The organism is Mesorhizobium sp. P2_E7, from assembly GCF_056403855.1.
The window spans coordinates 93745-117387 of sequence record NZ_JBFUER010000004.1 but is presented as its reverse complement, the minus strand read 5'-3'; the positions used below and the strand labels follow the sequence as shown (position 1 = coordinate 117387).

The 23643-nt window shown below is 63.3% G+C and carries 25 protein-coding genes; 14 read left to right on the top strand and 11 right to left on the bottom strand.

Features of this window, described 5'->3' with window-relative positions; translation table 11 throughout:
- Nucleotides 1–58: 58 nt before the first annotated feature.
- Complete coding sequence (locus AC1DYC_RS21805; RefSeq protein ID WP_142867213.1) at nucleotides 59–226, bottom strand: hypothetical protein; 168 nt, start codon at nucleotides 224–226, stop codon at nucleotides 59–61.
- A gap of 288 nt (nucleotides 227–514) precedes the next feature.
- On the opposite strand from AC1DYC_RS21805, the gene AC1DYC_RS21800 reads away from it, so the two are divergent.
- Nucleotides 515–1435: an SMP-30/gluconolactonase/LRE family protein gene (locus AC1DYC_RS21800; protein ID WP_477409825.1), complete on the top strand. Its 921-nt coding sequence runs from the start codon at nucleotides 515–517 to the stop codon at nucleotides 1433–1435.
- A 181-nt stretch (nucleotides 1436–1616) separates the two neighbouring features.
- Complete coding sequence (locus AC1DYC_RS21795) at nucleotides 1617–1823, top strand: tautomerase family protein (RefSeq protein ID WP_010912352.1); 207 nt, start codon at nucleotides 1617–1619, stop codon at nucleotides 1821–1823.
- Nucleotides 1824–2022: 199 nt separating this feature from the next.
- On the opposite strand, the gene AC1DYC_RS21790 is transcribed toward AC1DYC_RS21795, so the two are convergent.
- The 8 genes from AC1DYC_RS21790 to AC1DYC_RS21755 form a co-directional block, all read right to left on the bottom strand.
- A complete protein-coding gene (locus AC1DYC_RS21790) occupies nucleotides 2023–2559 on the bottom strand; it encodes an NADPH-dependent FMN reductase (protein ID WP_477409823.1) in 537 nt (178 codons plus the stop codon).
- 43 nt (nucleotides 2560–2602) lie between these two features.
- Nucleotides 2603–3223: a pyridoxamine 5'-phosphate oxidase family protein gene (locus AC1DYC_RS21785; RefSeq protein ID WP_477409821.1), complete on the bottom strand. Its 621-nt coding sequence runs from the start codon at nucleotides 3221–3223 to the stop codon at nucleotides 2603–2605.
- A 10-nt stretch (nucleotides 3224–3233) separates the two neighbouring features.
- Nucleotides 3234–3905, bottom strand: coding sequence for a septation protein A (locus AC1DYC_RS21780; RefSeq protein WP_477309601.1), 672 nt, complete (start codon nucleotides 3903–3905; stop codon nucleotides 3234–3236).
- Nucleotides 3906–3965: 60 nt separating this feature from the next.
- Nucleotides 3966–5696, bottom strand: coding sequence for a signal recognition particle-docking protein FtsY (ftsY, locus tag AC1DYC_RS21775; protein WP_477409819.1), 1731 nt, complete (start codon nucleotides 5694–5696; stop codon nucleotides 3966–3968).
- Between the two features lie 12 nt (nucleotides 5697–5708).
- A complete protein-coding gene (gene mtaB / locus AC1DYC_RS21770; protein WP_477409817.1) occupies nucleotides 5709–7028 on the bottom strand; it encodes a tRNA (N(6)-L-threonylcarbamoyladenosine(37)-C(2))-methylthiotransferase MtaB in 1320 nt (439 codons plus the stop codon).
- A complete protein-coding gene (gene dapF / locus AC1DYC_RS21765; protein ID WP_477409815.1) occupies nucleotides 7028–7912 on the bottom strand; it encodes a diaminopimelate epimerase in 885 nt (294 codons plus the stop codon). Before dapF ends, mtaB begins: the two co-directional genes overlap by 1 nt.
- 132 nt (nucleotides 7913–8044) lie before the next feature.
- Entirely contained in the window at nucleotides 8045–8206 is a 162-nt protein-coding gene (locus AC1DYC_RS21760; protein ID WP_023683859.1) for a DUF1328 family protein, read from the bottom strand.
- 63 nt (nucleotides 8207–8269) lie between these two features.
- Nucleotides 8270–9280 (bottom strand): MBL fold metallo-hydrolase, encoded by a 1011-nt coding sequence (locus tag AC1DYC_RS21755; protein ID WP_477409813.1) that lies wholly within the window; start codon nucleotides 9278–9280, stop codon nucleotides 8270–8272.
- Between the two features lie 160 nt (nucleotides 9281–9440).
- Here AC1DYC_RS21755 and AC1DYC_RS21750 point away from each other — a divergent pair, with 160 nt between their 5' ends.
- The 3 genes from AC1DYC_RS21750 to zapE all read left to right on the top strand — a co-directional run bounded on the left by AC1DYC_RS21750 (nucleotide 9441) and on the right by zapE (nucleotide 12830).
- A complete protein-coding gene (locus AC1DYC_RS21750; protein WP_477409811.1) occupies nucleotides 9441–10856 on the top strand; it encodes a hypothetical protein in 1416 nt (471 codons plus the stop codon).
- Nucleotides 10857–11048: 192 nt separating this feature from the next.
- Nucleotides 11049–11588 (top strand): protease inhibitor Inh/omp19 family protein, encoded by a 540-nt coding sequence (locus AC1DYC_RS21745; protein ID WP_477309598.1) that lies wholly within the window; start codon nucleotides 11049–11051, stop codon nucleotides 11586–11588.
- A gap of 30 nt (nucleotides 11589–11618) precedes the next feature.
- Nucleotides 11619–12830, top strand: a complete 1212-nt coding sequence (zapE, locus tag AC1DYC_RS21740) for a cell division protein ZapE (RefSeq protein WP_477409809.1) — start codon at nucleotides 11619–11621, stop codon at nucleotides 12828–12830.
- Between the two features lie 4 nt (nucleotides 12831–12834).
- Here zapE and AC1DYC_RS21735 read toward each other — a convergent pair whose 3' ends face one another.
- Complete coding sequence (locus AC1DYC_RS21735) at nucleotides 12835–13173, bottom strand: hypothetical protein (RefSeq protein ID WP_477409807.1); 339 nt, start codon at nucleotides 13171–13173, stop codon at nucleotides 12835–12837.
- Between the two features lie 30 nt (nucleotides 13174–13203).
- On the bottom strand, nucleotides 13204–13623 hold the full coding sequence (locus AC1DYC_RS21730; protein ID WP_477409805.1) for an N-acetyltransferase family protein: 420 nt from the start codon (nucleotides 13621–13623) through the stop codon (nucleotides 13204–13206).
- Nucleotides 13624–13856: 233 nt separating this feature from the next.
- On the opposite strand from AC1DYC_RS21730, the gene mdh reads away from it, so the two are divergent.
- The 9 genes from mdh to AC1DYC_RS21685 all read left to right on the top strand — a co-directional run bounded on the left by mdh (nucleotide 13857) and on the right by AC1DYC_RS21685 (nucleotide 23629).
- Nucleotides 13857–14825 (top strand): malate dehydrogenase, encoded by a 969-nt coding sequence (mdh, locus tag AC1DYC_RS21725; RefSeq protein ID WP_112560100.1) that lies wholly within the window; start codon nucleotides 13857–13859, stop codon nucleotides 14823–14825.
- Nucleotides 14826–14858: 33 nt separating this feature from the next.
- The gene (gene sucC / locus AC1DYC_RS21720) at nucleotides 14859–16052 is read left to right on the top strand and encodes an ADP-forming succinate--CoA ligase subunit beta (RefSeq protein ID WP_477409803.1); all 1194 of its coding nucleotides are present in this window, start codon (nucleotides 14859–14861) and stop codon (nucleotides 16050–16052) included.
- 4 nt (nucleotides 16053–16056) lie between these two features.
- A complete protein-coding gene (locus AC1DYC_RS21715) occupies nucleotides 16057–16428 on the top strand; it encodes a cupin domain-containing protein (protein WP_477409801.1) in 372 nt (123 codons plus the stop codon).
- A gap of 3 nt (nucleotides 16429–16431) precedes the next feature.
- Entirely contained in the window at nucleotides 16432–16929 is a 498-nt protein-coding gene (locus tag AC1DYC_RS21710; RefSeq protein WP_477409799.1) for a DUF1579 family protein, read from the top strand.
- 12 nt (nucleotides 16930–16941) lie between these two features.
- Nucleotides 16942–17844, top strand: coding sequence for a succinate--CoA ligase subunit alpha (sucD, locus tag AC1DYC_RS21705; protein ID WP_192251273.1), 903 nt, complete (start codon nucleotides 16942–16944; stop codon nucleotides 17842–17844).
- 139 nt (nucleotides 17845–17983) lie between these two features.
- Nucleotides 17984–20971, top strand: coding sequence for a 2-oxoglutarate dehydrogenase E1 component (locus AC1DYC_RS21700; RefSeq protein WP_477409797.1), 2988 nt, complete (start codon nucleotides 17984–17986; stop codon nucleotides 20969–20971).
- A 65-nt stretch (nucleotides 20972–21036) separates the two neighbouring features.
- Nucleotides 21037–22323 (top strand): 2-oxoglutarate dehydrogenase complex dihydrolipoyllysine-residue succinyltransferase, encoded by a 1287-nt coding sequence (gene odhB / locus AC1DYC_RS21695; RefSeq protein ID WP_477409795.1) that lies wholly within the window; start codon nucleotides 21037–21039, stop codon nucleotides 22321–22323.
- A gap of 80 nt (nucleotides 22324–22403) precedes the next feature.
- Nucleotides 22404–22877, top strand: coding sequence for a hypothetical protein (locus AC1DYC_RS21690; RefSeq protein ID WP_477409793.1), 474 nt, complete (start codon nucleotides 22404–22406; stop codon nucleotides 22875–22877).
- The gene (locus AC1DYC_RS21685) at nucleotides 22874–23629 is read left to right on the top strand and encodes a glucose 1-dehydrogenase (protein ID WP_477409791.1); all 756 of its coding nucleotides are present in this window, start codon (nucleotides 22874–22876) and stop codon (nucleotides 23627–23629) included. The genes AC1DYC_RS21690 and AC1DYC_RS21685 overlap by 4 nt, the downstream gene beginning before the upstream one ends.
- Nucleotides 23630–23643: the final 14 nt, after the last annotated feature.

Sequence of the window (23643 nt, the reverse complement as noted above, 5' to 3'; positions counted from 1 at the left end):
TCGTCTCGGCCTGACCTGAACCTCAACGCGCCTAGGCGGCGCCCGAGTCATTCAGCAATCAGCCGTATATCTGCTTGTGGACCTGGTAGAGCATTTCCGAGCGGTCGGCGCGCAGGTCGGCGAGGTCGCGGCCGGAAAGATTCTCGATTTCGGCGACGAGGCGGTTGTAGTGCTTGCGCTTGGCAATCGAGGTGCGAGCGCGGGTCATGAGACTGTCGAAGATCATAGCAAGGGTCCTTTCGTGCCGCATATCAGCGGCGAATTTGTTCCTCCCTTGACTGTACGCAGCATGACATAGGAATGGTGCGATGCAAAAAGAAGATGTTGCAATGCACCATTGCACGGAGCGCATAGCCGGTTAATGCAGCGCTAACAGCGCCATGCGCGGCTGGACACGTTTCCGAGCCAATGCTGGGCGTGGGTCTTTTGTCTTACAAATTGCGCATGCGCCATCTTGCCTTCTCGCCCGCAGGCTGGCTTGATCCACGCCTTGCGTGATGCCCGGAGGAAAAGCATGGCGGCTGCAGATTATTACGAAATTCTCGATCCGCGTTTCGCGCGGCTGTTCAATGGCAACGCGCAGGTGGAAAAGCTGTTCACCGGATGTCAGTGGGCGGAAGGGCCGGCCTGGTTCGCCGCCGGCCGCTATGTCGTCTGGTCCGACATCCCCAACAACCGCATGCTGCGCTATGACGAGACCGACGGTAATGTCAGCGTGTTCCGTCAGCCCTCCGGCAATTCCAACGGCAACACCGTCGACCGCCAGGGACGGCTGGTGACGTGCGAGCATTCCGGCCGCCGCGTCAGCCGCACCGAGCATGACGGCTCCGTCACCACCATTGCGGCCAAATGGAAAGGCAAGCGGCTGAATTCGCCCAACGACGTCGTGGTGCGCTCCGACGGTTCGATCTGGTTCACCGATCCGAGCTACGGCATCGACACCGACTATGAGGGCGACAAGGCCGATAGCGAGATCGGCGCCTGCTACGTCTACCGGGTCGATCCCGACAGTGGCGAGGTCGAGGCCGTCATCACCGACATGGTCCGGCCGAACGGACTTGCCTTTTCGCTGGATGAAAGCCAGCTCTATGTCGTGGACACCGGCCGCACCCATGGCGCGCAAAACCCGGCGCATATGCGGGTCTTCACCGTCGGCAAGCACGGCAAGAAGGTGTCGGGCGGCAAGGTGTTCGCTGAGTGCACGGCAGGCCTGTTCGACGGCTTCCGGCTCGACGAGGCCGGCCGCATCTGGACCAGCGCCGCCGACGGCATCCATTGCTACGATCCCGACGGCACGCTGATCGGCAAGGTCAAGGTGCCGGAAGTCGTCGCCAATTGCGTGTTCGGCGGCAACAAGCTGAACTGCCTCTACATCGCCGGCACGACGTCGCTTTACATGGTGCGGCTGATGGTCAACGGAGCCAAGACGTATTGAGCGAGACTGCTTGGAAATTCTACTCTGGCGGCCATCTGATGGCGTTTTCTGCGCTTCCGGTGCTCACGGACCCAAACGTCCGCTGCGCTCCGGTTCTCGAAACCACCATCATATGACTCACCAGAGCGAATTTCGAAGCAGTCTCTCGGCGCTGTCTGCAGAAAATGAAGGGGAGGACGTCATGCCATTCGTCAACATCCGCATCGTCAAGGAAGTGATCGCCGCCGACCCGGCGGGCAAGAAGGCTGACATCGCCAAAAAAGTCACGGCGGCTATCATGGAGGCCACCGGGCTCGGCAATGACGATGTCTGGGTGGTGTTCGAAGAGGTCAACGCGCGCGACTGGTATGTCGGCAAGACCGATGTCGAGACGCTAAGGAAGGGGTAGCGCTGCGGCACGTTGGGGTGCGGCTGCACCCTTTCGTTCGTCATCCTCGGGCTTGACCCGAGGATCCATGCCGTAGCCTTCGACGTAGAGTGCCGCGGTGCAAAATTCTGTAAACGTTGCAACGCCTTAACCTCACGGCATGGATCCTAGGGTCTGCGCCGCGTCGCTTCGCTCCTTGCTTCGCCCTAGGATGACGAGCCTATGTTTGGCCGCGGATAAAGTCGGCGAAGACCTGCACCGCCTCACGCATCGCCCGCCGGTTCGCGTCCTCCGCCAGAATGGCCTCCATCTCCGGCGGCTTCTTGCCGAGCAAGGCAATCTCCAGCACCGCGTCCTCATACATAGCAAACGACATCGTCCGCATGATCTCGGCCAGCGCGGCGCGGGCGTAGAGCGAGCGCGCGGAGGCGTGCACCAGCATCGCCGGCTTGCCGACGGCGGCGTCGCGCGAGACCAGCCAGTCGAGTGCATTCTTCATGCCGCCCGGCACGCCATGCGCATATTCGGGGCACGAGACGATGATGCCGTCGGCGCTGGTGACGGCGTCGATCAGCCGCGCGGCCTCGCGTGGCGTTCGCTCGCCTTCGTCGTCGGGATTGAAGATCGGCAAGAGGCCGAGCCCGTCATAGATGCTGACGCGGCACCCAGGCGGTGCATTGCGCGCGACAGAAGCGAGCAGCGCCGAATTGGTCGAGGCGGCACGCAGGCTGCCGGAGATGGCGAGGAGTTCGATCAAAGGAGAAACCGGGCAATGGGACGTGCGAATCGTGCCCGAAATCCTACCACATGGTCTTGCTGTAGGCGTCGTCCAGCGAGCGGTCGAAATCGTCGACCGTTTCGGCATGCGCCATCTGGTCGGACAGGATCTGGCCGAGTGTCGGCAAGGTCGCGCGATCGTACCAACTGTCCGGCTTCCACAACTCGGAACGCATGAACGCCTTGGCGCAGTGCATGTAGGCGGCCTTGACGCTCACCACGACGACGCTTTGCGGTTGCTTGCCGTCGACGGCGAGCCGCTCGCGCAAATCCGCATCAACGGTGATGCGGGCGTCGCCATTGATGCGCAGCGTTTCGTTCATGCCGGGGATGAGGAAGAGCAGCCCGACCGAAGGGTTGAGCAGGATGTTTTCCAGCGTGTCCAGCCGGTTGTTGCCGGGCCGGTCGGGGATGGCGATGGTCTTGTCGTCAAGGACAAGGGCAAAGCCGGGCTTGTCGCCTTTCGGCGTCACGTCGGCATTGCCGGAATTGTCGGAAGAACCGATCAGCACGAAGGGGCTTTTGCCGATGAAGGAGCGGCAGTGGCCGTCGAGCGCCCTGAGTTCCTTGCGCATCGAGGCGTCGGTCGGCCGCGGCGTCTTGTAGATCGTCCTCAGTTCGTCGCGCGTGGTGACGAATTCCATGGCCCTCTCCCTACTTGCCGGCTTCTTCCACCTTCTCGGTCTTGTCCTCGATCGAATGGCGCAGGATCAGCGGCATCTGGCTGAAGGTGAACAAAAGCGTGATCGGCATGATGCCCCAGACCTTGAAGGTAACCCAGAAGTCGGTCGAAAAATTCCGCCACACGACTTCATTGGCAAGAGCCAGGAACAGGAAGAACAGGCCCCAGCGGAAGGTCAGCTTGCGCCAGCCTTCGGCATCGAGGCGAAAGGCCGAATCGAAGACATAGCCGAGCAGCGAGCGGCCGAAATACAGGCCGCCGAGCAGCACGCCGCCGAACAGCGTGTTGACGATGGTCGGCTTCATCTTGATGAAGACGTCGTCCTGCAGATAGAGCGTCAGCGCACCGAAGATGAAGACGACGACGCCCGAGACCATCGGCATGATCGGCAAGGTGTGCATCAGCAGCCATGAGGCGATCAGCGCGATCGCGGTCGCGGCCATGAACAGGGCCGTGGCGACGAAGAGCGGCCCGCCGAATTCGGCCAGCACGGGGAATTTCTCCACCAGCCAGGCGCCGCGCGCGTTGGCGAAGAAGAATACCATCAGCGGCCCGAGCTCCAGCACCAGCTTGAGCAGCGGATTGACGCTTTCTTTCTTCTTCTGCGGGTCGGACGGGTCGCGTTCGAGGATGGGAGGGTTCATGACGTCCTTCTGACGCATGATCTTGTCCAAAAAGCCGTCAGCTCTTCGAGATCATGCCTGTTACGCTACACCCGCGATCGCCCTGGCGAATTCGCTGGCCGAGAAAGGTTCGAGGTCGTCGACCTGTTCGCCGACGCCGATGAAATAGACCGGCAATTTGTGCTTTGCCGCGATCGCCACCAGAATACCGCCGCGCGCTGTGCCGTCCAGCTTGGTCATCACTAGGCCGTTGACGCCGGCGACATTGCGGAAGATCTCGACCTGGTTGAGCGCATTCTGGCCGGTGGTGGCGTCGACCGTCTGCAGCACGGTGTGCGGCGCTTCCGGATCGAGCTTGCCCAGCACGCGCACGATCTTTTCCAGTTCGGCCATCAGCTCGGTCTTGTTCTGCAGGCGGCCTGCGGTGTCGATGATCAGCACGTCGGAGCCGGCCTCCTTCGCCTTCTCGAAGGCGTCGTAGGCAAGGCCAGCGGCATCGGCGCCGATCTTGGAGGCGATGACCGGTGATTTCGTCCGCTCGCCCCAGATCTTCAGCTGCTCGATGGCTGCGGCGCGAAACGTGTCGCCGGCGGCCAGCATCACTTTCAACCCGCCATCGGTCAGTTTTGCCGCCAGCTTGCCGATGGTCGTGGTCTTGCCGGTGCCGTTGACGCCGACAACCAGGATGACATGCGGCTTGTGCGAGAGGTCGAGTTCCAGCGGCATGGCGACATGGGTCAGCACCTTCTCCACCTCGGCCGCCATCACGGCGCGCACTTCCGCGTCGGAGACGTCCTTGCCGTAGCGGCTGGAGGCCAGCGCATCGGTTACGCGCAGCGCGGTTTCCAGGCCGAGATCGGCGCGGATCAGCACGTCCTCGAGGTCCTGCAGCGTGTCCTCATCCAGCTTGCGCTTGGTGAAGACGCCGGCAATGTTGCCGGTGAGTTCTTTCGAGGAGCGGGCGAGCCCGTCCCGCATGCGCTGGAACCAGGACCGGCGTGGCGTCGGCTCCGGCGCTTTGACCGACTCGGCCTTCTGCTCGACTTTTTTGGTGACGGTGACTTTGCCGACGGATGGCGTAGGCTGCGGCGCGGGTTGTGGAGCCGGTTGCGGCTCGGGCGCGATCTCGGCGATGACTGGGTGTGCTTCGACCGGCGATGGCTGGCGAATAGGCGCCGGAATTTCTGCAGGTGGCGCAGAAGGCGCGGCCGGCACTTCGATCGGGGCGACCGGCTCTGCCGGAACCTCGGCAGGCGTCGGAATTTCGACCGGGGCAGGTTCGGGCTGCTTCTCCGGAAGTGGAGGAACGAACTCCGGCTCGGCCGGCACCTCTTGCGGCGGCGGCTCGGGAGCAGGCTCCGGAACGGTGGGCGGCGCAGGAACTTCCTCAGGCGTCAGCGGCTCGGGTGCTTCCGGCGCAGGCTGTGGCTCTTCTACCGGCGCGGGCTCCGGCAACGGTTCCGGCTCGGAGGGGACGACCGGCTCCGGCGGCTGTGGCTCCTCGATGGGACCGGGCTCAGGCGGGGCTGGCTCGGGCGGGATTTCGGGTTCGGCCGGGACGATCGGTTCGGATGCCGGTTCCTCGATAGGTGCCGGCGGCGCCTCCGGCTCGACCGTCGGTGTCGACAAGGCTTCCGCCTCGACCGGCGCCTCCTCGCGCTTCAAAAACTCCGGCAGCGCCTGCTCGGCGGCCGGCTTCAGCGCCTCCAGCGCATCCCATTTGATCGGCGGCAGCGGGGCGGTTTCGTCGAGACGCTCCTCGACGACTTCCTTTTTGCCGAACGAAAATATCTTCTTGAAAAAACCGGCCATGCTTTATCAGTCTCAGGCGGCGCGGGCGGTGAGCGGGGCCGCAAGCAGGCGCGCGCCGTCATGGCCGGTAATAGTGGCCTCGACGATCTCGCCCGGCTGACCGGCAGCGATGGCGGTCAGCGTAAACCCTTCGGTGCGGCCAAGCCCGTCACGCTCGACCAGGATCGACTGCCGGGTGCCCGGCAGCGACGACAAATGACGGCGATACGCGGCTTCGCCGGCAGCACGCAGCCTTGCCGCGCGCTGCTTGACCAGTTCGCGGCGGACCTGCGGCATGCGCGCGGCGGGCGTGCCTTCGCGCGGCGAGAACGGGAAGACATGCAGATGCGTCAACCCGCATTCCTCGACGATTTTTATCGAATTTTCGAACATGTCCTCGGTCTCGGTCGGGAAGCCGGCAATGATGTCGGCGCCGAAGACGATTGCAGGGCGCAATTTGCGCACATCTTCGCAGAAGCGGATCGACTGATCGCGCAGATGGCGGCGCTTCATGCGCTTCAAGATCATGTCGTCGCCCGACTGCAGCGACAGGTGCAGATGCGGCATCAGCCGGGGCTCGGTAGCAATCGCATCGAGCAGTTCGTCATCGGCCTCGATCGAATCGATGGAGGACAGCCGCAGCCGCTTCACGTCGGGCACCTGCTTGAGGATGGTCTTCACCAGTTTGCCCAGCTTCGGCGCGCCCGGCAGGTCGGCGCCGAAACTGGTCATGTCGACGCCGGTCAGCACGATCTCGGCATAGCCGTTGCCGGCGAGCCGCTTGACCTGCTCGACCACGGCGCCCATCGGCACCGAACGCGAATTGCCGCGACCGTAGGGAATGATGCAGAAGGTGCAGCGGTGGTCGCAGCCATTCTGCACCTGGACGAAGGCGCGCGCGCGGCCCTCGATGGCGTCGACCATGTGACCGGCGGTCTCGCGCACCGAGAAAATGTCATTGACGCGCGCTTTCTCGGTATCGTTGACGCCGAAATCGGGGAGCGCGCGGTAAGAATTCGCCTTCAGCTTCTCCTCATTGCCGAGCACGAGGTCGACCTCGTCCATGGCGACGAAATTCTGCGGTTCGGTCTGCGCGGCGCAGCCGGTGACGATAATGCGCGCCGCCGGATTTTCGCGGCGGGCTTTGCGGATCGACTGCTTGGCCTGGCGCACCGCTTCTGAGGTGACGGCGCAGGTGTTGAAGATGATGGCGCCGCCTTTGAGCGCGCCGAGGCCGGCGCTTTCGGCCTCGCGTCGCATCACTTCGGACTCGTATGTGTTCAGCCGGCAGCCGAAGGTGACGACGTCAATGCCTTGGGAGTTGGGGCACTTGGTATCGGCAAGAACGGACATCAGGCCGCGCTTTCGGTGTCGCGGGCCCAGCTGCCGGTCGACGGATCGAAACTGCCGGAAAATTCCCATTCGGCCGCGCCGGTCAGGATGACGTGGTCATCGTCGCGCCATTCGACATGCAGCGAGCCGCCGCCGGGCGTCATCAGCGTGACGCTGCGGCCGGTGCGCCGGGTGCGGGCAGCGGCAACCACCGATGCGCAAGCGGCCGACCCACAGGCCTTGGTCAAGCCGGCGCCGCGCTCCCAGGTGCGGATGATCATGGTTTCCGGCGACGTCACCTGGGCGATGGTGATGTTGGCGCGTTCGGGGAAGATCGGGTGATTTTCGAGCAGCGGGCCGAAACGCTCGAGCTCATAGGACCAGACGTCGTTGTCGACCCAGAAGATGGCGTGCGGGTTGCCCATCGACAGAGCCGAGGGCGAATGCAGCACAGGCGCGTCGATCGGGCCGATCTGCAACTCGATCATGCGCGTGTCGCGGAATTCTTCCGCCAGCGGAATGTCCTGCCAGCCGAAGCGCGGCGTGCCCATGTCGACCGAGATCGTTCCGTCGGCATGTTCAACGGCGTTGAGGATGCCGGCGCGGGTCTCGAAGGTGAAATTCTTCTGGCCGGTCTCGGCGGCCAGCGCCTGGACGACGCAGCGCATGCCGTTGCCGCAGGCCTGTGCGCCCGAGCCGTCGGAATTCAATATGTCGATATAATAGGCGGTGCCAGGCGTGCGGGCGTCATAGATCGCCATGATCTGGTCGAACTTCGTCGCCGCATCGGCATTCAGCGCGACAGCCGATGCCGGCGTAACCCGGTCGGCACGGCCGCGCATGTCGGCAACGATGATCTCGTTGCCGATGCCGTTCATCTTGGCGAAGGGGGCCGTGCCTGCCATGGCTCTCCGATATTCCTGTCCGTTTTGCCGCTATATGGCGGAAACGGGCGGGAATTACCAGTGTGGCCTGCGTCTCAGGTCACGGCAAAGATGCCAGATCATGTGAATCTGGCGACGGCGAAGACGCCGCGCCTAGGTAACCGCGAAAACGCCGAGCACGATCAGCAGGAAGATGACGAGAACGATGCCGATAAGCACGCGCGCGCCGGTGGCGGCGGCGCCCGCCAGCGCCGGCATGCCGAGCAGGCTTGCGGCAGCGGCGACGATCAGAAGAATGATGATCCATTTGATCATGGAAAGGCTCCCGGCCAAATTGCGCTGGAGAAGCAACGCGTTTCGGCTTGTCGGGTTCCTTCCCTAGGCGTCAGGCACGTCCCAGATCTCGCCCGGCCGCAAGGCGCGGAACCGCTCCTGCGGCACGCGCTGCGCCTCCAGCGCCTCGGCCAGTTTTTGCGCCGGCTCGTCGATCGGTTCGTCGGTGAGATGGAAGGTGCCCCAATGGCAGCCTGCGGCGTGAGCCGCGTTGCATAGCTGCATGCCTAGCACGGCTTCCTCCGGGTTCTGGTGCTGCGGCGCCATGAACCAGCGGGGCTCGTAGGCGCCGATCGGCAGGATGGCGAGGCGAAAGCCGCCATGTTTCTCAGCCATCAGCCGGTAATTGGCGCCGCCATGGAAACCGGTGTCACCAGCGAAATAGATCTTTCCGGCGGGGGTTTCGACCACGAAGCCGGCCCACAATGCCATGCGGCGGTCGCGTGCGCCGCGCGCCGACCAGTGATGCACCGGCTCGATATGGACGGCGACGTCCTTGGCAATCTCCACGCATTCGCCCCAGTCATGCGCGGTCAGCCGCATGCCCGGCACGGCGCTGTCGATGATGGCGTCGTTGCCAAGCGGCGTCAGCACCTGCGGATCGTGCCTGGCCTTCAGCCGCTTGAGCGTGGCGAGGTCGAGATGGTCGTAATGATTGTGGCTGACCAGCACGAGGTCGATCGGCGGCAGCTGGGAAAAGGCGATGCCCGGCGCATTGACGCGCCTGGGTCCGGCAAAGGAGAGCGGCGAGACCCGCGGCGACCACACCGGATCGGTGAGGATGTTGAGGCCGGCGGTCTGGATCAGCAGCGTGGAATGGCCGACCATGGTCAGGCGCAGCCCGCTGCCGTCGATGCGCGCCGCCGGCTCTGCCGGCTCAAACGGGCTCGGATTGGCTGTGGGCCATTTCGAACGCTCGCCGCTCAGCTGCCATTTGAGCAGGTCGGTGAAGCGGCCGGGCAGCTGGCCGTCGGGGTTGAAGAAAAGAGTGCCGTCGAAATGGTCGCTGGGCGGGCCGCTGTAATAGCGGTTGGCGGCTTTCTTTCTGGCTGCCAATTTTCCGCTCCACAAGTTTCAGTCTCTCCAAAGATAGGACCGCAGGCCGGTGACGCAATACCGGGCGGCAGCCCGACACCAGCCAGCGGTGATGCCGGCTTGCTGGTGTCGGCAGTGGTTTTCAGTGTAGGATTGCTGTCATAGCGGAGGGGTTGAAACCATGCGCTGGCTGGCTTTTCTTGCGGTCATCGGGATAGTGTCCGCGCCGTCGATCGCTGTTGCGCAGACGCAGCCCGACAAGCCCAGCGCCTGCAACCATGCGCCAACCATCGTGGCCAGCGCCGACTTCCTGCTTGCCGAACCGGCAACATTCCCGAATTTCTGGCGCGATCGTTTTGGCGACGACGCGGCCTATCTGAAGATACATTATGGCGGCCTCGCCTACGCTGAAGGCTCGACGCTTCTGGCCGATTTGGAAAAACGCAGCCATCCGCCGCAGCGCATTGTCGAACTCAGGCTTGCCTATGCAAAACCGGCGGACCGGGCGGCGATGATTGCGGCCATGCAACCGCTGCGCAACGCGAAGTCGGTTTTGCCACAGCTTGGCCTAGCTACCGTCCACGCCCTTGTTACCGAGGATGGCGGCGATTGGCTGCTGGGCGAACTGGGGCGCTTGCAGACGTTAGATCTGAATCAGGCGACAGACGTCGCCGAGACAATTGCGGGTGCGCTGTCCGCTCTTGATGATCCGGCAAAGACTCAGCTCGCCCAAAGGGCCGAGAATGCAGGCATTTGGCCGCTAGCTCTCTATATGCGGGCACTCAAGGATGACCTCTCAGACTACGTCGCGTACCTCGACAAGCTTCCACCCCAGAAGGGCAATCGCACGGGCTCTATCCGCAATGCCCTTTACTCAGCCTATCTCCGCCCTTCCTTCGATATCTCCAAGCAGCCAGCCGAAGTGCAGGCGCTCGACCGTCAAACCGATATGGGGCCGGCTATCCGACAAATCGGGCAGCTGATGAACTCTGCTCCTCAGGCCGCGATCTTGCTGCCCCTCGTGAACCAGACCGGCAATTTGAGCCTCGGCACAGCGGTGGCAGGGGCGATCAACGCGCAGATTGCCGCAAAACATCTCGACCCGATCAACAATCCCGATACGATCACGGCAGCCATGCTCGACGGGATCGACTACGTTCTTGGCCGCCGCGACCGGGAGCATAATTTGCGCGACGCTCTAATCGACGAAATGCAGGGCGAAACGGCGGAGTCGTTCATGGACAGGGCGTTAGCCCGGGTGATGTTGGCCCCCTTCATGCTAGACAATGGGGCCGAACCGCCACGTCGCCCGGATCTGCTCACAGCGACCTTCCCCTGGGAACAGTGGGTCGGATTGGCCGGCAAGCTGAAGACCGGCGAAGCCATCGCGCCGGAAGATCGAATCGCTGCGGCCGATCTCATGATCGCAGCCGACCGTCCTGCGGATGCGTTGGCCTTGCTGAAAGCGGCCGGCGATTGGAAGACGGCAGTGCGGCGCTCTCATGAGCTGGCGCTTAGGCTGGACCGCCGATGCGCCGACCTGCTGCGGCCGCCAATGCCGGTTTCGCAGCCGCTCTACCGGTTCGAGCCGCGTTAGGGCACCTTTGGGTCAAGTTGCGGATGACGATGAGGTACCCCGCTGGCCGGATGATTGCGATAAATTTGCAACAATTCTTGCTGCAAACCCTATTTTAACCATATCGGGTTGAAATTTCGCCACCTTCTCCATCTTGGTGAGGGTGAGAGTGTGCGGACGGCGTCCCCCCAGCCGGATCCGACGGAGGTTGACATGACTTTTTCGAGAAGCGGCCTGGTGGCCGTATCGCTGGCAGCGCTGTTTGCAAGCGGCTGTTCGACCTCGCGTTTTTCATCGATGGATGATCAGCAGCCCGCCCCGCTGCAGCCCGCACCCGCCGGCACGGTGAGCGGAAGCCAGCTGCCGCCGCCGGCAGCGCCCGGCACCACCGACCCGTCGCAATTCCCGACGGCGCCGGCCGGCACGCAGGTCGCCTCGCTGCCGCCGGATGGATCGGCGCCTGCGGGCGCCACCGACCTCACCGCGGCCAGCGTCGCCGGCGTCTGGAACGCCAGCGTTTCGGGTCAGAGCTGCAAGGTGGCAACGCCGCAGACCAAATTCGGCGCCGGCTATCGCGCCGGACCATTGCATTGCCCGGCACCCATCGACGGCATCAAGTCGTGGAACGTCGCCGGCAAGCAGCTGACGCTCTATGACGAGAATGGCGGCACCTTGGCGCGGCTCTATTCGTCGGGCGGGTCGAAATTCGACGGCCAGACTACCACCGGCCTGCCGATTTCGCTTACAAGATAAGCTGCCTATCCCTAGACAGCGACGTGACCGATGCATCTGCGTGACGGCCTCCAGACCCATGCGACCGTCAGGCAGCGCTACGACCATCTGGTCGACACCGGCGCCATCGAGCGCGATCCGGCGCAGGAGCGCATCGCCGCCGCGCTCGACCGGCTGACCGACGAGATCTCGGTCAAGCGGCTGGCGCACAAGTCGAGCGCGCTCGGCTGGTTGTTTGCCCGCAAGCGCGAGACCCGCGAAGTCGTCAAGGGCCTCTACATCCATGGTGGCGTCGGCCGCGGCAAGACCATGCTGATGGACATGTTTTTCGAGCTGCTGCCGGTCCGGCGCAAGCGCCGCGTCCATTTCAACGACTTCATGGCAGATGTGCAGGACCGCATCCAGAAGCACCGGCAGGCGCGCAAGAACGGCGACGTCAAGGAGGACGATCCGATCCCGCCGGTGGCGCTCCAGCTTGCCGAACAGGCCTGGGTGCTGTGCTTCGACGAGTTTTCGGTCACCGACATTGCCGATGCGATGATCCTGTCGCGGCTGTTTTCGGCGCTGTTTGCCAATGGCGTGGTGCTGGTCGCCACCTCCAACGTCGCGCCCGAGAATCTCTATCGCGACGGTCTGAACCGCCAGCTCTTCCTGCCCTTCATCAGCATTCTCGAGCGCCACGCCCTTGTGCTGACGCTTGATGCCGACAAGGACTACCGGCTGGAAAAACTCGCCCGCACGCCGGTGTATGTCACCCCCGCGGATGCCGAAGCCGACCGTATGCTGGACGAGGCCTGGCGAGCGATGACGCGCGGCGCGCCGGTCGCCGAAACCACCGTCGCGGTGAAGGGCAGGCAGGTGGCGATACCGGCCGCTGTCGGCAATGCCGCACGGTTTTCCTTTACCGATCTCTGTGAAAAGCCGCTCGGCGCGCGTGATTTCCTGGCGATTGCCGGCCGCTTCTCGACCATCTTCATCGATCACATCCCGGTGCTCGGCGAAGGCAGGCAAAACGAGGCCAAACGCTTTATCCTGTTGATCGACACGCTCTACGATCATCACACGCGGCTGGTGGTGAGCGCCGAGGCCGCGCCGCACGAGCTTTACACGGCCAAGCGCGGCGTCGAGGTGTTCGAATTCGAACGCACCGCCTCACGGCTGATCGAGATGCAAAGCCGCGACTGGCTGGAGGACTGGGCGGAACGGCAGAAGGCGCAGAAGCCCGAAGGCAGGCATAGCGAGCCTCCGGTCGCGATGGCCTAAGCCTTCAAGTGGGCGGCAAGGTTCCGGCAACAACTGTGTAGTGGTCGACGAATTCGGGCTTTTCCAGAAGGTAGCGATCGTCTTCAGGATAGTAGCGGGCCAGTTCGGGTGCATCCCCGGCAAAGCTTCGCACGGCGTCCATTGATGACCACCAGCTCGATGTGACGATCTCCGTCGAGTCATCGTCGCGATCGCGCATAAGCATCTGGAAACCGCGATTGCCGGCCGTAGCCGCGTAGTCGAGGCCTCCCGTCCTCTCAACATAGGCGGCATAGGCAACGCGATCCTGTGTACGGATGACGGACGACCAGCGACGCAGAATGAGCGGTTCTGTCTCAGTCATGGCTAACCTCCCTGTTGTCGTGGCGGCATTCTAAAGCCTGTAGGCATACATCACGAATGGCTCGGCTACTGCACCGCGCGACTCATAAAGCGCGCGCGCCGCGACATTGTCGGGCTCGGTGCCGACCCAGGCCTCGCCGCAACCCTGCTCGCGGCCGAGCGCGAACATCGCGTCGAGCATTTTTCGCGCGATGCCCTGGCGCTGGAAGGCGGGCGAGACGCCGACTTCGTCGATGTAGAGTTCGCTCACCTTGTCGGGATGGCGGTGGACGACGGCGGCGCATTGGCCGACGACGATGCCGTCGGCCAATGCGACAATCATCATATGACCCGGCGAGGCGAGGTAGGCGGATAGCCTGTCGGGGCGTACGGGCTCGTCGAACACGTCTTCGGCGATCCGCTTCACAAGGGCGTCATCGCCTAGATATAGTCTTCTGATTTCCACGTTCATTGTGTAAAACCCCTCAAGACGGCTTACAAACTTTGACGTTTACGTAAATCCCATTGTTTCTAACCGATTGAAATTATTCACTCGAAAATAATCGATTGAATATATTTTCCGTCGGGGCTACTGGATGCGGCGAAATCCGCTGATACCACAGCATTCCGGCCTCTTCCTCGACGCCGTCAACCAGATCGCCAGAGATTTGGGCGTCGTCACAGACAAAGGGAAAATTTCCTCACATGGCACGCAACAAGATAGCGCTCATCGGCTCCGGCATGATCGGCGGCACGCTGGCTCACATGATCGGCCTCAAGGACCTCGGCGACGTGGTGCTGTTCGATATTGCCGAGGGCATTCCGCAAGGCAAGGGGTTGGATATCGCGCAGTCGTCGCCCGTCGACGGTTTCGATTCCCGGCTGACCGGCGTCAATGACTATGCCGGCATCGAGGGCGCCGACGTCTGCATCGTCACCGCCGGCGTGCCGCGCAAGCCGGGCATGAGCCGCGACGACCTGCTCGGCATCAACCTCAAGGTGATGGAACAGGTTGGCGCCGGGCTGAAGAAATACGCGCCAAAAGCTTTCGTCATCTGCATCACCAACCCGCTCGACGCCATGGTGTGGGCGCTGCAGAAGTTTTCCGGCCTGCCCAAGACCCATGTCGTCGGCATGGCCGGCGTGCTCGACAGCGCGCGCTTCCGCTATTTCCTCGCCGAGGAATTCAAGGTCTCAGTCGAAGACGTCACCGCCTTCGTGCTCGGCGGCCACGGCGATTCCATGGTGCCGATGATCCGCTATTCAACGGTATCGGGCATTCCGCTGCCCGACCTCATCAAGATGGGCTGGACCTCGAAGGAAAAGCTCGACCAGATCGTGCAACGCACCCGTGACGGCGGTGCCGAGATCGTCGGACTCCTGAAGACCGGCTCGGCCTTCTACGCGCCGGCCGCCTCGGCCATCTCGATGGCTGAATCCTATCTCAAGGACAAGAAGCGCGTGCTGCCTTGCGCAGCGCATCTCTCGGGCCAGTATGGCGTCAAGGGCACCTATGTCGGCGTTCCCGTTGTCATCGGCGCCGGCGGAGTCGAGCGCATCATCGAGATCGACCTGAACAAGAGCGAGCAGAAGATGTTCGACGCTTCGGTGGCGACGGTGCAGGGCCTGACCGAGGCCTGCGTCAAGATCGCCCCGCATCTCGCCTCGAAGTAATCCCCCAAAGCAGCCGATCCGGAGACCATCCAGATGAACATCCATGAATATCAAGGCAAGGCGCTGCTGAAGTCGTTTGGCGCGCCGGTTGCCGAAGGCGTGCCGGTGTTCAAGGCGAGCGAGGCGGAAGCCGCCGCCAAGGCGCTGCCCGGTCCGCTCTATGTGGTGAAGAGCCAGATCCATGCCGGCGGCCGCGGCAAGGGCAAGTTCAAGGAGCTTGGCGCGGACGCCAAGGGTGGCGTGCGGCTGGCCAAGTCGGTTGCCGACGTAGTCGCCAACGCTAATGAGATGCTCGGCCACACGCTGGTCACCAAGCAGACGGGACCTGCCGGCAAGCAGGTCAACCGCCTCTATATCGAAGACGGCGCCGACATCGAGCGCGAGCTTTATCTGTCGATCCTGGTCGACCGCGCGGTCGGCCGCATCGCCTTCGTCGTCTCGACCGAAGGCGGCATGGACATTGAGGGCGTCGCCCACGACACGCCGGAAAAGATCATCACCCGCGCCATCGACCCGCTGACCGGCGTGTCGACGATCGACGTCGACATATTGGTGGAAGCACTGGGGCTCACCGGCGATGCCGCCAAGGATGCCGGCACGCTGTTCCCGATCCTCTACAAGGCCTTTGTCGAGAAGGACATGAGCCTGCTCGAGGTCAACCCGCTGATCGTGATGAAGAACGGCCGGCTGCGCGTGCTCGACGCAAAAGTGTCGTTCGACAACAATGCGCTGTTTCGCCATCCCGAACTGATGGAGTTGCGCGACACCACCGAAGAGGACGAGAAGGAGATCGAGGCGTCGAAATACGACCTCGCCTATGTCGCACTCGACGGCAATATCGGCTGCATGGTCAATGGCGCCGGCCTTGCCATGGCGACGATGGACATCATCAAGCTCTATGGCGCCGAGCCCGCCAACTTCCTCGATGTCGGCGGCGGCGCGTCGAAGGAGAAGGTGACGGCGGCGTTCAAGATCATCACCAAGGATCCGGCCGTCAAAGGCATATTGATCAACATCTTCGGCGGCATCATGAAGTGCGACATCATCGCCGAGGGCGTCATTGCCGCGGTCAAGGAAGTCGGCCTGCAAGTGCCGCTGGTGGTGCGTCTCGAAGGCACCAACGCCGAGCTCGGCAAGAAGATCATCAACGACAGCGGCCTCAACGTCGTGTCGGCCGACGATCTCGACGACGCAGCCAAGAAGATCGTGGCGGCGGTGAAGGGCTGAGCGGATGCCTCCGCGCAAGATAAACCTGGTCGAGGCGGCGGATGCGAAGATCAAGAAGGTCTTCGATCCGCATATTGCCGGTGACGTCAACGACAGCCAGGCCAAGGTTGCCAAGTTCGGCGAGACCTTCGACTGGCACGCGCATGAGCAGGAGGACGAGGCTTTCCTCGTGCTGCGCGGCAGGATTGCCATCGATTTCCGCGACGGTCCGGTCGAGCTTGGCGAGGGCGATTTCATGGTCGTGCCGAAGGGTGTCGAGCACCGGCCACGGTCGCTGACCGCCGAGCCGGTCGTGCTGATGTTCGAGCCGGCGACGACGCTCAACACCGGCAACGCCAAGAGCGACCTCACCGTCTCCGACCTGAAGCGGCTCTGACCCATGAACGCGGCTTCGTTCTCCTCGCTCTCGGCCGATCACCAACGCCTGCAGGCGCTGGTCGGCGCGTGGCGCGGCGAGGAAGAGGTGGCGGAAACACAATGGGCCGATGGCGGTACGGCAACGTCCGACGTGCTGGCGGAGGCGCAGTTCGGCGGCCTGTTCGTGGTGCAGCGCTATCGCCAGCGCCGCGATGGGACCATCTCGTTCGGCGCGCACAGCGTGTTCGGCTTCGACCAGCAAAACAGCCTCGTCACCATGCATCAGTTCGATTCGATGGGCTTTGTGCCGGCCTCGCCGGCCACGGGCACGTGGAACGGCGCTGAGCTGGTCCTGGAGCGTTCGTCGCCGCGCGGCGCCGCGCGCGTGACGTATCTTTTCGACGATGCCGATGCCTACCGCATGCGACTGCATTTCAAACCTGCCGGCAGCGACAGCTGGCAAGACATGGTGAGCGGCGTCTACCGGCGCGTCTCGCCTTCCTCGATCAACGGTTTTTAGAAAAGGGCTCCGATGTCCATTCTCATCGACAAGAACACCAAGGTGCTGGTTCAGGGCCTGACCGGCAAGACCGGCACGTTCCACACCGAACAGGCGCTGGCCTATCACGGCACCAAGATGGTGGGCGGCATCCACCCCAAGAAGGGTGGCGAGACCTGGACCGGCGCCAAGGGCGAAAGCCTGCCGATCTTCGCTTCCGTCGCCGAAGGCAAGGAAAAGACCGGCGCCAATGCCTCGGTGGTCTACGTGCCGCCGGCGGGCGCCGCCGAAGCCATCCTGGAAGCGATCGAGGCCGAGATCCCGCTGATCGTCTGCATCACCGAAGGCATTCCGGTGATGGACATGGTCAGGGTCAAGGCGCGGCTCGATCGCTCGACATCGCGGCTGATCGGGCCGAACTGCCCGGGCGTGCTCACCCCGGACGAATGCAAGATCGGCATCATGCCCGGAAACATCTTCCGCAAGGGTTCGGTCGGCGTTGTTTCGCGATCGGGAACGCTTACCTATGAGGCAGTGTTCCAGACCACCAATGTCGGCCTCGGCCAGACCACAGCCGTCGGCATTGGCGGCGACCCCGTCAAAGGCACCGAATTCATCGACGTGCTGGAGATGTTCCTCGCCGACGACGAGACCAAGTCGATCATCATGATCGGCGAGATCGGCGGTTCGGCCGAGGAAGACGCCGCGCAGTTCCTCAAGGACGAGGCCAAGCGCGGCCGCAAGAAACCGATGGCGGGCTTCATTGCCGGGCGCACCGCGCCGGCCGGCCGCACCATGGGCCATGCGGGCGCGGTCATCTCCGGCGGCAAGGGCGGCGCGGAAGACAAGATCGCGGCAATGGAATCAGCTGGGATCAAGGTATCGCCGTCGCCGGCACGGCTGGGCACGACCTTGGTCGAGGCGATCAAAGGGTAAGTGAGTAGTCATTAGTGAGTAGTGAAAAGGGAAGAACGTGTGAGTAGCTGCTGAGCGGGAAAATTCCATTTTCTACTCACTACTGACTACTCACTATTCCCCTTGAAAAAGGAGACGGAGCGCGGCTCCGCTAAGTGATATGGCAAGACAAGATCAGGCCAACGACCAGTTTTCGCTCACCTCGTTCCTCTATGGCGGCAATGCCGACTACATCGACGCGCTGTACGCGTCCTATGAGGATGATCCGGAGTCGGTAAACCCCGAATGGCAGGACTTCTTCGCGGCGCTGAAAGACGACGCCGGCGATGTGCGCAAGAACGCCAAGGGCGCTTCCTGGGCGCGGCCCTCATGGCCGCTGCAGGCCAATGGCGAACTGGTGTCGGCGCTCGACGGCAATTGGGGCCTGGTCGAGAAGACGGTCGAAAAGAAGGTCAAGGACAGGGCGGTCACCAACGGCGTCGTGCTGTCCGATGCCGACGTGCACCAGGCGACCCGCGATTCGGTGCGCGCCATCATGATGATCCGCGCCTATCGCATGCGCGGCCACCTGCACGCCAATCTCGACCCGCTCGGCATCGCCAAGCCGCTCGAGGATTATAACGAGCTGTCGCCGGAGAACTACGGTTTCACCGCAGCCGATTACGACCGGCCGATCTTCCTCGACAATGTGCTGGGTCTCGAATTCGGCACCATCCGGCAGATGCTGGAGATTCTCACCCGCACCTATTGCTCGACGCTCGGCGTCGAGTTCATGCACATTTCCGATCCCGAGGAGAAGGCCTGGATCCAGGCCCGCATCGAAGGCACCGACAAGGAGATTTCCTTCACCGCCACCGGCAAGAAGGCGATCCTGCAGAAGCTGGTCGAGGCCGAAGGCTTCGAGCAATTCATCGACGTCAAGTACAAGGGCACAAAGCGCTTCGGTCTCGACGGCAGTGAAGGCCTGATCCCGGCGCTGGAGCAGATCATCAAGCGCGGCGGCCAGCTCGGCATGAAGGAGATCGTGCTCGGCATGGCGCATCGCGGCCGGCTGAACGTGCTGAGCCAAGTGATGGCGAAGCCCCACCGCGCCATCTTCCACGAGTTCAAGGGCGGCTCGGCCGCCCCCGACGAGGTCGAAGGCTCGGGCGACGTCAAGTACCATCTCGGCGCTTCGTCGGACCGCGAGTTCGACGGCAACAAGGTGCATTTGTCGCTGACCGCCAACCCCTCGCATCTGGAAATCGTCGATCCGGTGGTGATGGGCAAGGCGCGCGCCAAGCAGGATTATCTGTTCGGCCGCAGCCGTGAGGAAATCGTGCCGCTGGAAGAGCGCGCCAAGGTGCTGCCGCTGCTTCTGCATGGCGACGCCGCATTCGCCGGCCAGGGTGTGATCGCCGAAATCCTCGGCCTGTCGGGCCTGCGCGGCCACCGCGTTGCCGGCACGCTGCATTTCATCATCAACAACCAGATCGGCTTCACCACCAATCCGCGCTTCTCGCGCTCGTCGCCCTATCCGTCCGATGTGGCCAAGATGATCGAGGCGCCGATCTTCCACGTCAATGGCGACGATCCGGAAGCCACGGTCCATGCCGCCAAGGTGGCCATCGAATTCCGCATGAAGTTCCACAAGCCGGTCGTGGTCGACATGTTCTGCTACCGCCGCTTCGGCCACAACGAGGGCGATGAGCCGGCCTTCACCCAGCCGATCATGTACGCCAACATCCGCAATCATAAGACGACGGTGCAGATCTATGGCGACCGGCTGATTGCCGAGGGCCACATCACCCAGGCCGAGCTCGACAAGATGAAGGCCGACTGGCGCGCGCATCTGGAATCCGAATGGGAAGTCGGCCAGCACTACAAGCCCAACAAGGCCGACTGGCTGGACGGAGCCTGGTCGGGTCTGCGCACAGCCGACAACCAGGACGAACAGCGGCGCGGCAAGACCGCCGTGCCGGTCAAGGTGCTGAAGGACATCGGCAAGAAGCTGACCGAGGTGCCGAAGGGTTTCGAGGCGCACAAGACCATTATCCGCTTCCTCGAAAACCGCCGCCAGGCGATCGACTCCGGCGAAGGCATCGACTGGTCGACGGCCGAGGCGCTGGCTTTCGGCGCCATCCTGCTCGACGGCAATCCGATCCGGCTGTCCGGGCAGGATTCCGAACGCGGCACCTTCTCGCAGCGCCATTCCGTGCTCTACGACCAGCGCGACGAGACCCGCTACATCCCGCTCAACAATCTGTCGGCGGCTCAGGCCGGCTATGAAGTCATCAACTCGATGTTGTCGGAAGAGGCGGTGCTCGGCTTCGAATATGGCTACAGCCTAGCCGAGCCGAAGGCGCTGACCTTGTGGGAAGCGCAGTTCGGCGACTTCGCCAACGGCGCCCAGGTGGTGTTCGACCAGTTCATCTCTAGCGGAGAGCGCAAGTGGCTGCGCATGTCGGGCCTGGTCTGCCTGCTGCCGCATGGCTATGAGGGCCAGGGTCCGGAACATTCCTCGGCCAGGCTCGAGCGCTTCCTGCAGCTTTGCGCCGAAGACAATATGCAAGTCGCCAACTGTACGACGCCGGCCAACTACTTCCACATCTTGCGCCGGCAGCTGAAGCGTGACTTCCGCAAGCCGCTGATCCTGATGACGCCGAAGTCGTTGCTGCGCCACAAGCGGGCAGTGTCGACGCTGCCGGAGATTTCGGGCGAAAGCTCGTTCCACCGGCTGCTTTGGGACGATGCCCAGCTGTTGCAGAACCAAGCGATCAAGCTGGTCAAGGATTCCAAGATCCGCCGCGTCGTGCTGTGCTCGGGCAAGGTCTATTACGACCTCTATGAGGAGCGCGAGAAGCGCGGCATCAACGACATCTATCTCTTGCGCGTCGAGCAGCTCTATCCGTTCCCGGCCAAGGCGCTGATCACCGAACTGTCGCGTTTCCGTAACGCCGAGATGGTGTGGTGCCAGGAAGAGCCCAAGAACATGGGCGCCTGGTCGTTCATCGATCCGTATCTGGAATGGGTGCTGGCGCATATCGATGCCAAGCATCAGCGGGTGCGCTACACCGGACGTCCGGCGGCTGCATCGCCGGCGACCGGGTTGATGTCCAAGCATCTGGCGCAGCTCGCCGCCCTGCTCGAAGACGCGCTTGGTGAGTAAAGCAGAATTGGGCGAATAACAGAACTCGGCCCACAGAACAGACAGAGAAGAAACGGACAGGCACAATGGCTACCGAAATCCGCGTTCCCACTCTCGGCGAATCCGTCACCGAGGCGACCATCGGCAAGTGGTTCAAGAAGGTCGGCGATGCCATTGCCGTCGACGAGCCGCTGGTCGAGCTCGAAACCGACAAGGTGACGGTGGAGGTGCCTGCCGCCGCCGCCGGCACGCTCGGCGAAATCGCCGCCAAGGAAGGCGAGACCGTCGGCGTCGGCGCTTTGCTGGGAATGATTTCGGCGGGCGGTGCAGCCGCTGCTCCGGCGAGCAAGCAGGAGACCAAGACGGTGTCGCAGGCTTCGAGTCCGGACGCCGCGCATACCACCAAGCAGGCCGCTGCCGAGACCGCGAAAATTGCTGGCGATGCCGGCGCGGTCGAGCCGCGCTCGATGCCGCCGGCGCCGGCTGCCGCAAAGCTGATCGCCGAGAACAATATGTCGGTCGACCAGGTGTCAGGCTCGGGCAAGCGCGGCCAGGTGCTGAAGGGCGATGTGCTCGACGCCATTTCCAAAGGCGCGCCGTCGCAGCCGGCCGAAACGCCGAAGGCCGCACCGGCGCCGATCGCGGTGCGTGCGCCGTCCTCCGGCGACGATGCTTCGCGTGAAGAACGCGTGCGCATGACCAAGCTGCGCCAGACCATTGCGCGCCGGCTGAAGGAAGCGCAGTCGACCGCCGCCATGCTGACCACCTTCAACGAGGTCGACATGTCAGCGGTGATGGCGCTCAGGACAAAATACAAGGACATCTTCGAGAAGAAGCACGGCGTGAAGCTCGGCTTCATGGGGTTCTTCACCAAGGCGGTGACGCATGCGCTGAAGGAGATCCCGGCGGTGAACGCCGAGATCGACGGCACCGACATCATCTACAAGAACTTTGCCCATGTCGGCGTTGCCGTCGGCACCGAAAAGGGCCTCGTCGTGCCAGTGGTGCGCGACGCCGACCAGATGTCGATCGCCGAGATCGAGAAGGAAATCGGCCGGCTGGGCATTGCCGCGCGTGACGGCAAGCTGTCGGTCGCCGACATGCAGGGTGGCACGTTTACGATTTCCAACGGTGGCGTTTACGGCTCGCTGATGTCGACGCCGATCCTCAACGCGCCGCAGTCGGGCATTCTGGGCATGCACAAGATCCAGGACCGGCCCGTCGTGGTCGGGGGCCAGATCGTCATCCGGCCGATGATGTATCTGGCGCTCTCCTACGATCACCGCATCGTCGACGGCAAGGAAGCGGTGACCTTCCTGGTCCGCGTCAAGGACAGCCTGGAAGATCCGGAACGGCTGGTGCTCGACCTCTAGACGCTGGCCGGTTTGAGCCGAGGAAAGGACTGCGCCGCCGCATGACGACCCGCGCCTCTCGTGTCTTCAGGGTTCTCTCGATGTCATCGGTCGCGATTGGTCTGGCCCTGGGCAATGCCCATGCCGCCTGTCCGCTGGCGCTCGCCGTCTATGGCGATGCCGAGAGCGATGCCGGCGTCGATTTCCGGCCGACGATGAATGCGGTCACCGTCACCAACTCCTTCAAGATGGTGCTCGACAAGGGCATCGTGCTCGACGGCATCGTCATGTGGACATCAGGCGTTTCGCGGCCGCACGGATCGCTCATGTACAAATGCCCGACCGGCGACGTCACCGGTGACGAGCTTGCCGCCTGCACGGTCTGGCAGGGCGTGGTCTACAGCGCCGACGACAAGGGCAACATCGCCCTGTTGTCGGCGGAAGGCACGGACGCGCCGCAGAGCCTGATTTTCCCCGATCTTGGATCGTCGCTGCAGATGTCGTCGGCCTTCGGGCCTAACGGTTTCTCGAAACTGCCGTGGGACGTGTTTCTGCTGGAAGGTTGCCAGGAATGAGTGCGGCCAAAAAAGTGCTGCTGGTCACCGGCGGCAGTCGCGGCATCGGCGCGGCCGTCTGCCGGCTCGGTGCCGCCGCCGGCTACCGCGTCGCGGTCAACTATGCTTCGAATGAGGCTGCCGCCAAGGCGCTGGTCGCCGAGATCGAGGCGGCGGGCGGCGAAGCGTTCGCGGTCAAGGGTGACGTCGGCAACGAAGCCGACATCGTCGCGATGTTCGAGGCGGTCGACCATCGCTTCGGCCGGCTCGATGCGCTGGTCAACAATGCCGGCGTCGTCGACGTCAAGGCGCGCGTCGACGAAATGAGCCTGGCGCGGCTGGAGCGCATGATGCGCATTAACGTCATAGGCTCGTTTCTGTGCGCGCGTGAGGCGGTCAAGCGCATGTCGAGCAAGAATGGCGGCCAGGGCGGCGCCATCGTCAACATCTCGTCGGCGGCGTCGATACACGGCTCGCCCGGCGAATATGTCGACTACGCCGCGTCCAAGGCGGCGATCGACACTTTCACGCTCGGGCTGGCACGCGAAGTCGCGACCGAAGGCGTGCGCGTCAATGCGATACGGCCGGGCATCATCGACACCGAGATCCACGCATCAGGCGGTCAACCGGACCGGGTCGAGCGGTTCCGCGACATGCTGCCGATGAAACGAGCCGGCACGGCCGATGAAGTCGCGCATGCGGTTCTCTATCTTTTGTCGGACGAAGCGTCCTATACGACGGGCGCGATCCTGAATGTGAGCGGCGGCCGCTGAAGGCCAGACCAAGA

What these genes read in the sequence shown, in the direction of transcription:
- AC1DYC_RS21715 (WP_477409801.1), top strand. Translation starts at nt 16,057, where the DNA reads ATGCCTCCGCGCAAGATAAACCTGGTCGAGGCGGCGGATGCGAAGATC.
- zapE (WP_477409809.1), top strand. Translation starts at nt 11,619, where the DNA reads ATGCATCTGCGTGACGGCCTCCAGACCCATGCGACCGTCAGGCAGCGC.
- AC1DYC_RS21760 (WP_023683859.1), bottom strand. Translation starts at nt 8,206, where the DNA reads ATGATCAAATGGATCATCATTCTTCTGATCGTCGCCGCTGCCGCAAGC.
- AC1DYC_RS21750 (WP_477409811.1), top strand. Translation starts at nt 9,441, where the DNA reads ATGCGCTGGCTGGCTTTTCTTGCGGTCATCGGGATAGTGTCCGCGCCG.
- AC1DYC_RS21780 (WP_477309601.1), bottom strand. Translation starts at nt 3,905, where the DNA reads ATGAACCCTCCCATCCTCGAACGCGACCCGTCCGACCCGCAGAAGAAG.
- AC1DYC_RS21730 (WP_477409805.1), bottom strand. Translation starts at nt 13,623, where the DNA reads ATGAACGTGGAAATCAGAAGACTATATCTAGGCGATGACGCCCTTGTG.
- dapF (WP_477409815.1), bottom strand. Translation starts at nt 7,912, where the DNA reads ATGGCAGGCACGGCCCCCTTCGCCAAGATGAACGGCATCGGCAACGAG.
- AC1DYC_RS21745 (WP_477309598.1), top strand. Translation starts at nt 11,049, where the DNA reads ATGACTTTTTCGAGAAGCGGCCTGGTGGCCGTATCGCTGGCAGCGCTG.
- sucD (WP_192251273.1), top strand. Translation starts at nt 16,942, where the DNA reads ATGTCCATTCTCATCGACAAGAACACCAAGGTGCTGGTTCAGGGCCTG.
- AC1DYC_RS21700 (WP_477409797.1), top strand. Translation starts at nt 17,984, where the DNA reads ATGGCAAGACAAGATCAGGCCAACGACCAGTTTTCGCTCACCTCGTTC.
- AC1DYC_RS21805 (WP_142867213.1), bottom strand. Translation starts at nt 226, where the DNA reads ATGATCTTCGACAGTCTCATGACCCGCGCTCGCACCTCGATTGCCAAG.
- AC1DYC_RS21800 (WP_477409825.1), top strand. Translation starts at nt 515, where the DNA reads ATGGCGGCTGCAGATTATTACGAAATTCTCGATCCGCGTTTCGCGCGG.
- AC1DYC_RS21710 (WP_477409799.1), top strand. Translation starts at nt 16,432, where the DNA reads ATGAACGCGGCTTCGTTCTCCTCGCTCTCGGCCGATCACCAACGCCTG.
- ftsY (WP_477409819.1), bottom strand. Translation starts at nt 5,696, where the DNA reads ATGGCCGGTTTTTTCAAGAAGATATTTTCGTTCGGCAAAAAGGAAGTC.
- mdh (WP_112560100.1), top strand. Translation starts at nt 13,857, where the DNA reads ATGGCACGCAACAAGATAGCGCTCATCGGCTCCGGCATGATCGGCGGC.
- mtaB (WP_477409817.1), bottom strand. Translation starts at nt 7,028, where the DNA reads ATGTCCGTTCTTGCCGATACCAAGTGCCCCAACTCCCAAGGCATTGAC.
- AC1DYC_RS21690 (WP_477409793.1), top strand. Translation starts at nt 22,404, where the DNA reads ATGTCATCGGTCGCGATTGGTCTGGCCCTGGGCAATGCCCATGCCGCC.
- AC1DYC_RS21685 (WP_477409791.1), top strand. Translation starts at nt 22,874, where the DNA reads ATGAGTGCGGCCAAAAAAGTGCTGCTGGTCACCGGCGGCAGTCGCGGC.
- odhB (WP_477409795.1), top strand. Translation starts at nt 21,037, where the DNA reads ATGGCTACCGAAATCCGCGTTCCCACTCTCGGCGAATCCGTCACCGAG.
- sucC (WP_477409803.1), top strand. Translation starts at nt 14,859, where the DNA reads ATGAACATCCATGAATATCAAGGCAAGGCGCTGCTGAAGTCGTTTGGC.
- AC1DYC_RS21785 (WP_477409821.1), bottom strand. Translation starts at nt 3,223, where the DNA reads ATGGAATTCGTCACCACGCGCGACGAACTGAGGACGATCTACAAGACG.
- AC1DYC_RS21795 (WP_010912352.1), top strand. Translation starts at nt 1,617, where the DNA reads ATGCCATTCGTCAACATCCGCATCGTCAAGGAAGTGATCGCCGCCGAC.
- AC1DYC_RS21735 (WP_477409807.1), bottom strand. Translation starts at nt 13,173, where the DNA reads ATGACTGAGACAGAACCGCTCATTCTGCGTCGCTGGTCGTCCGTCATC.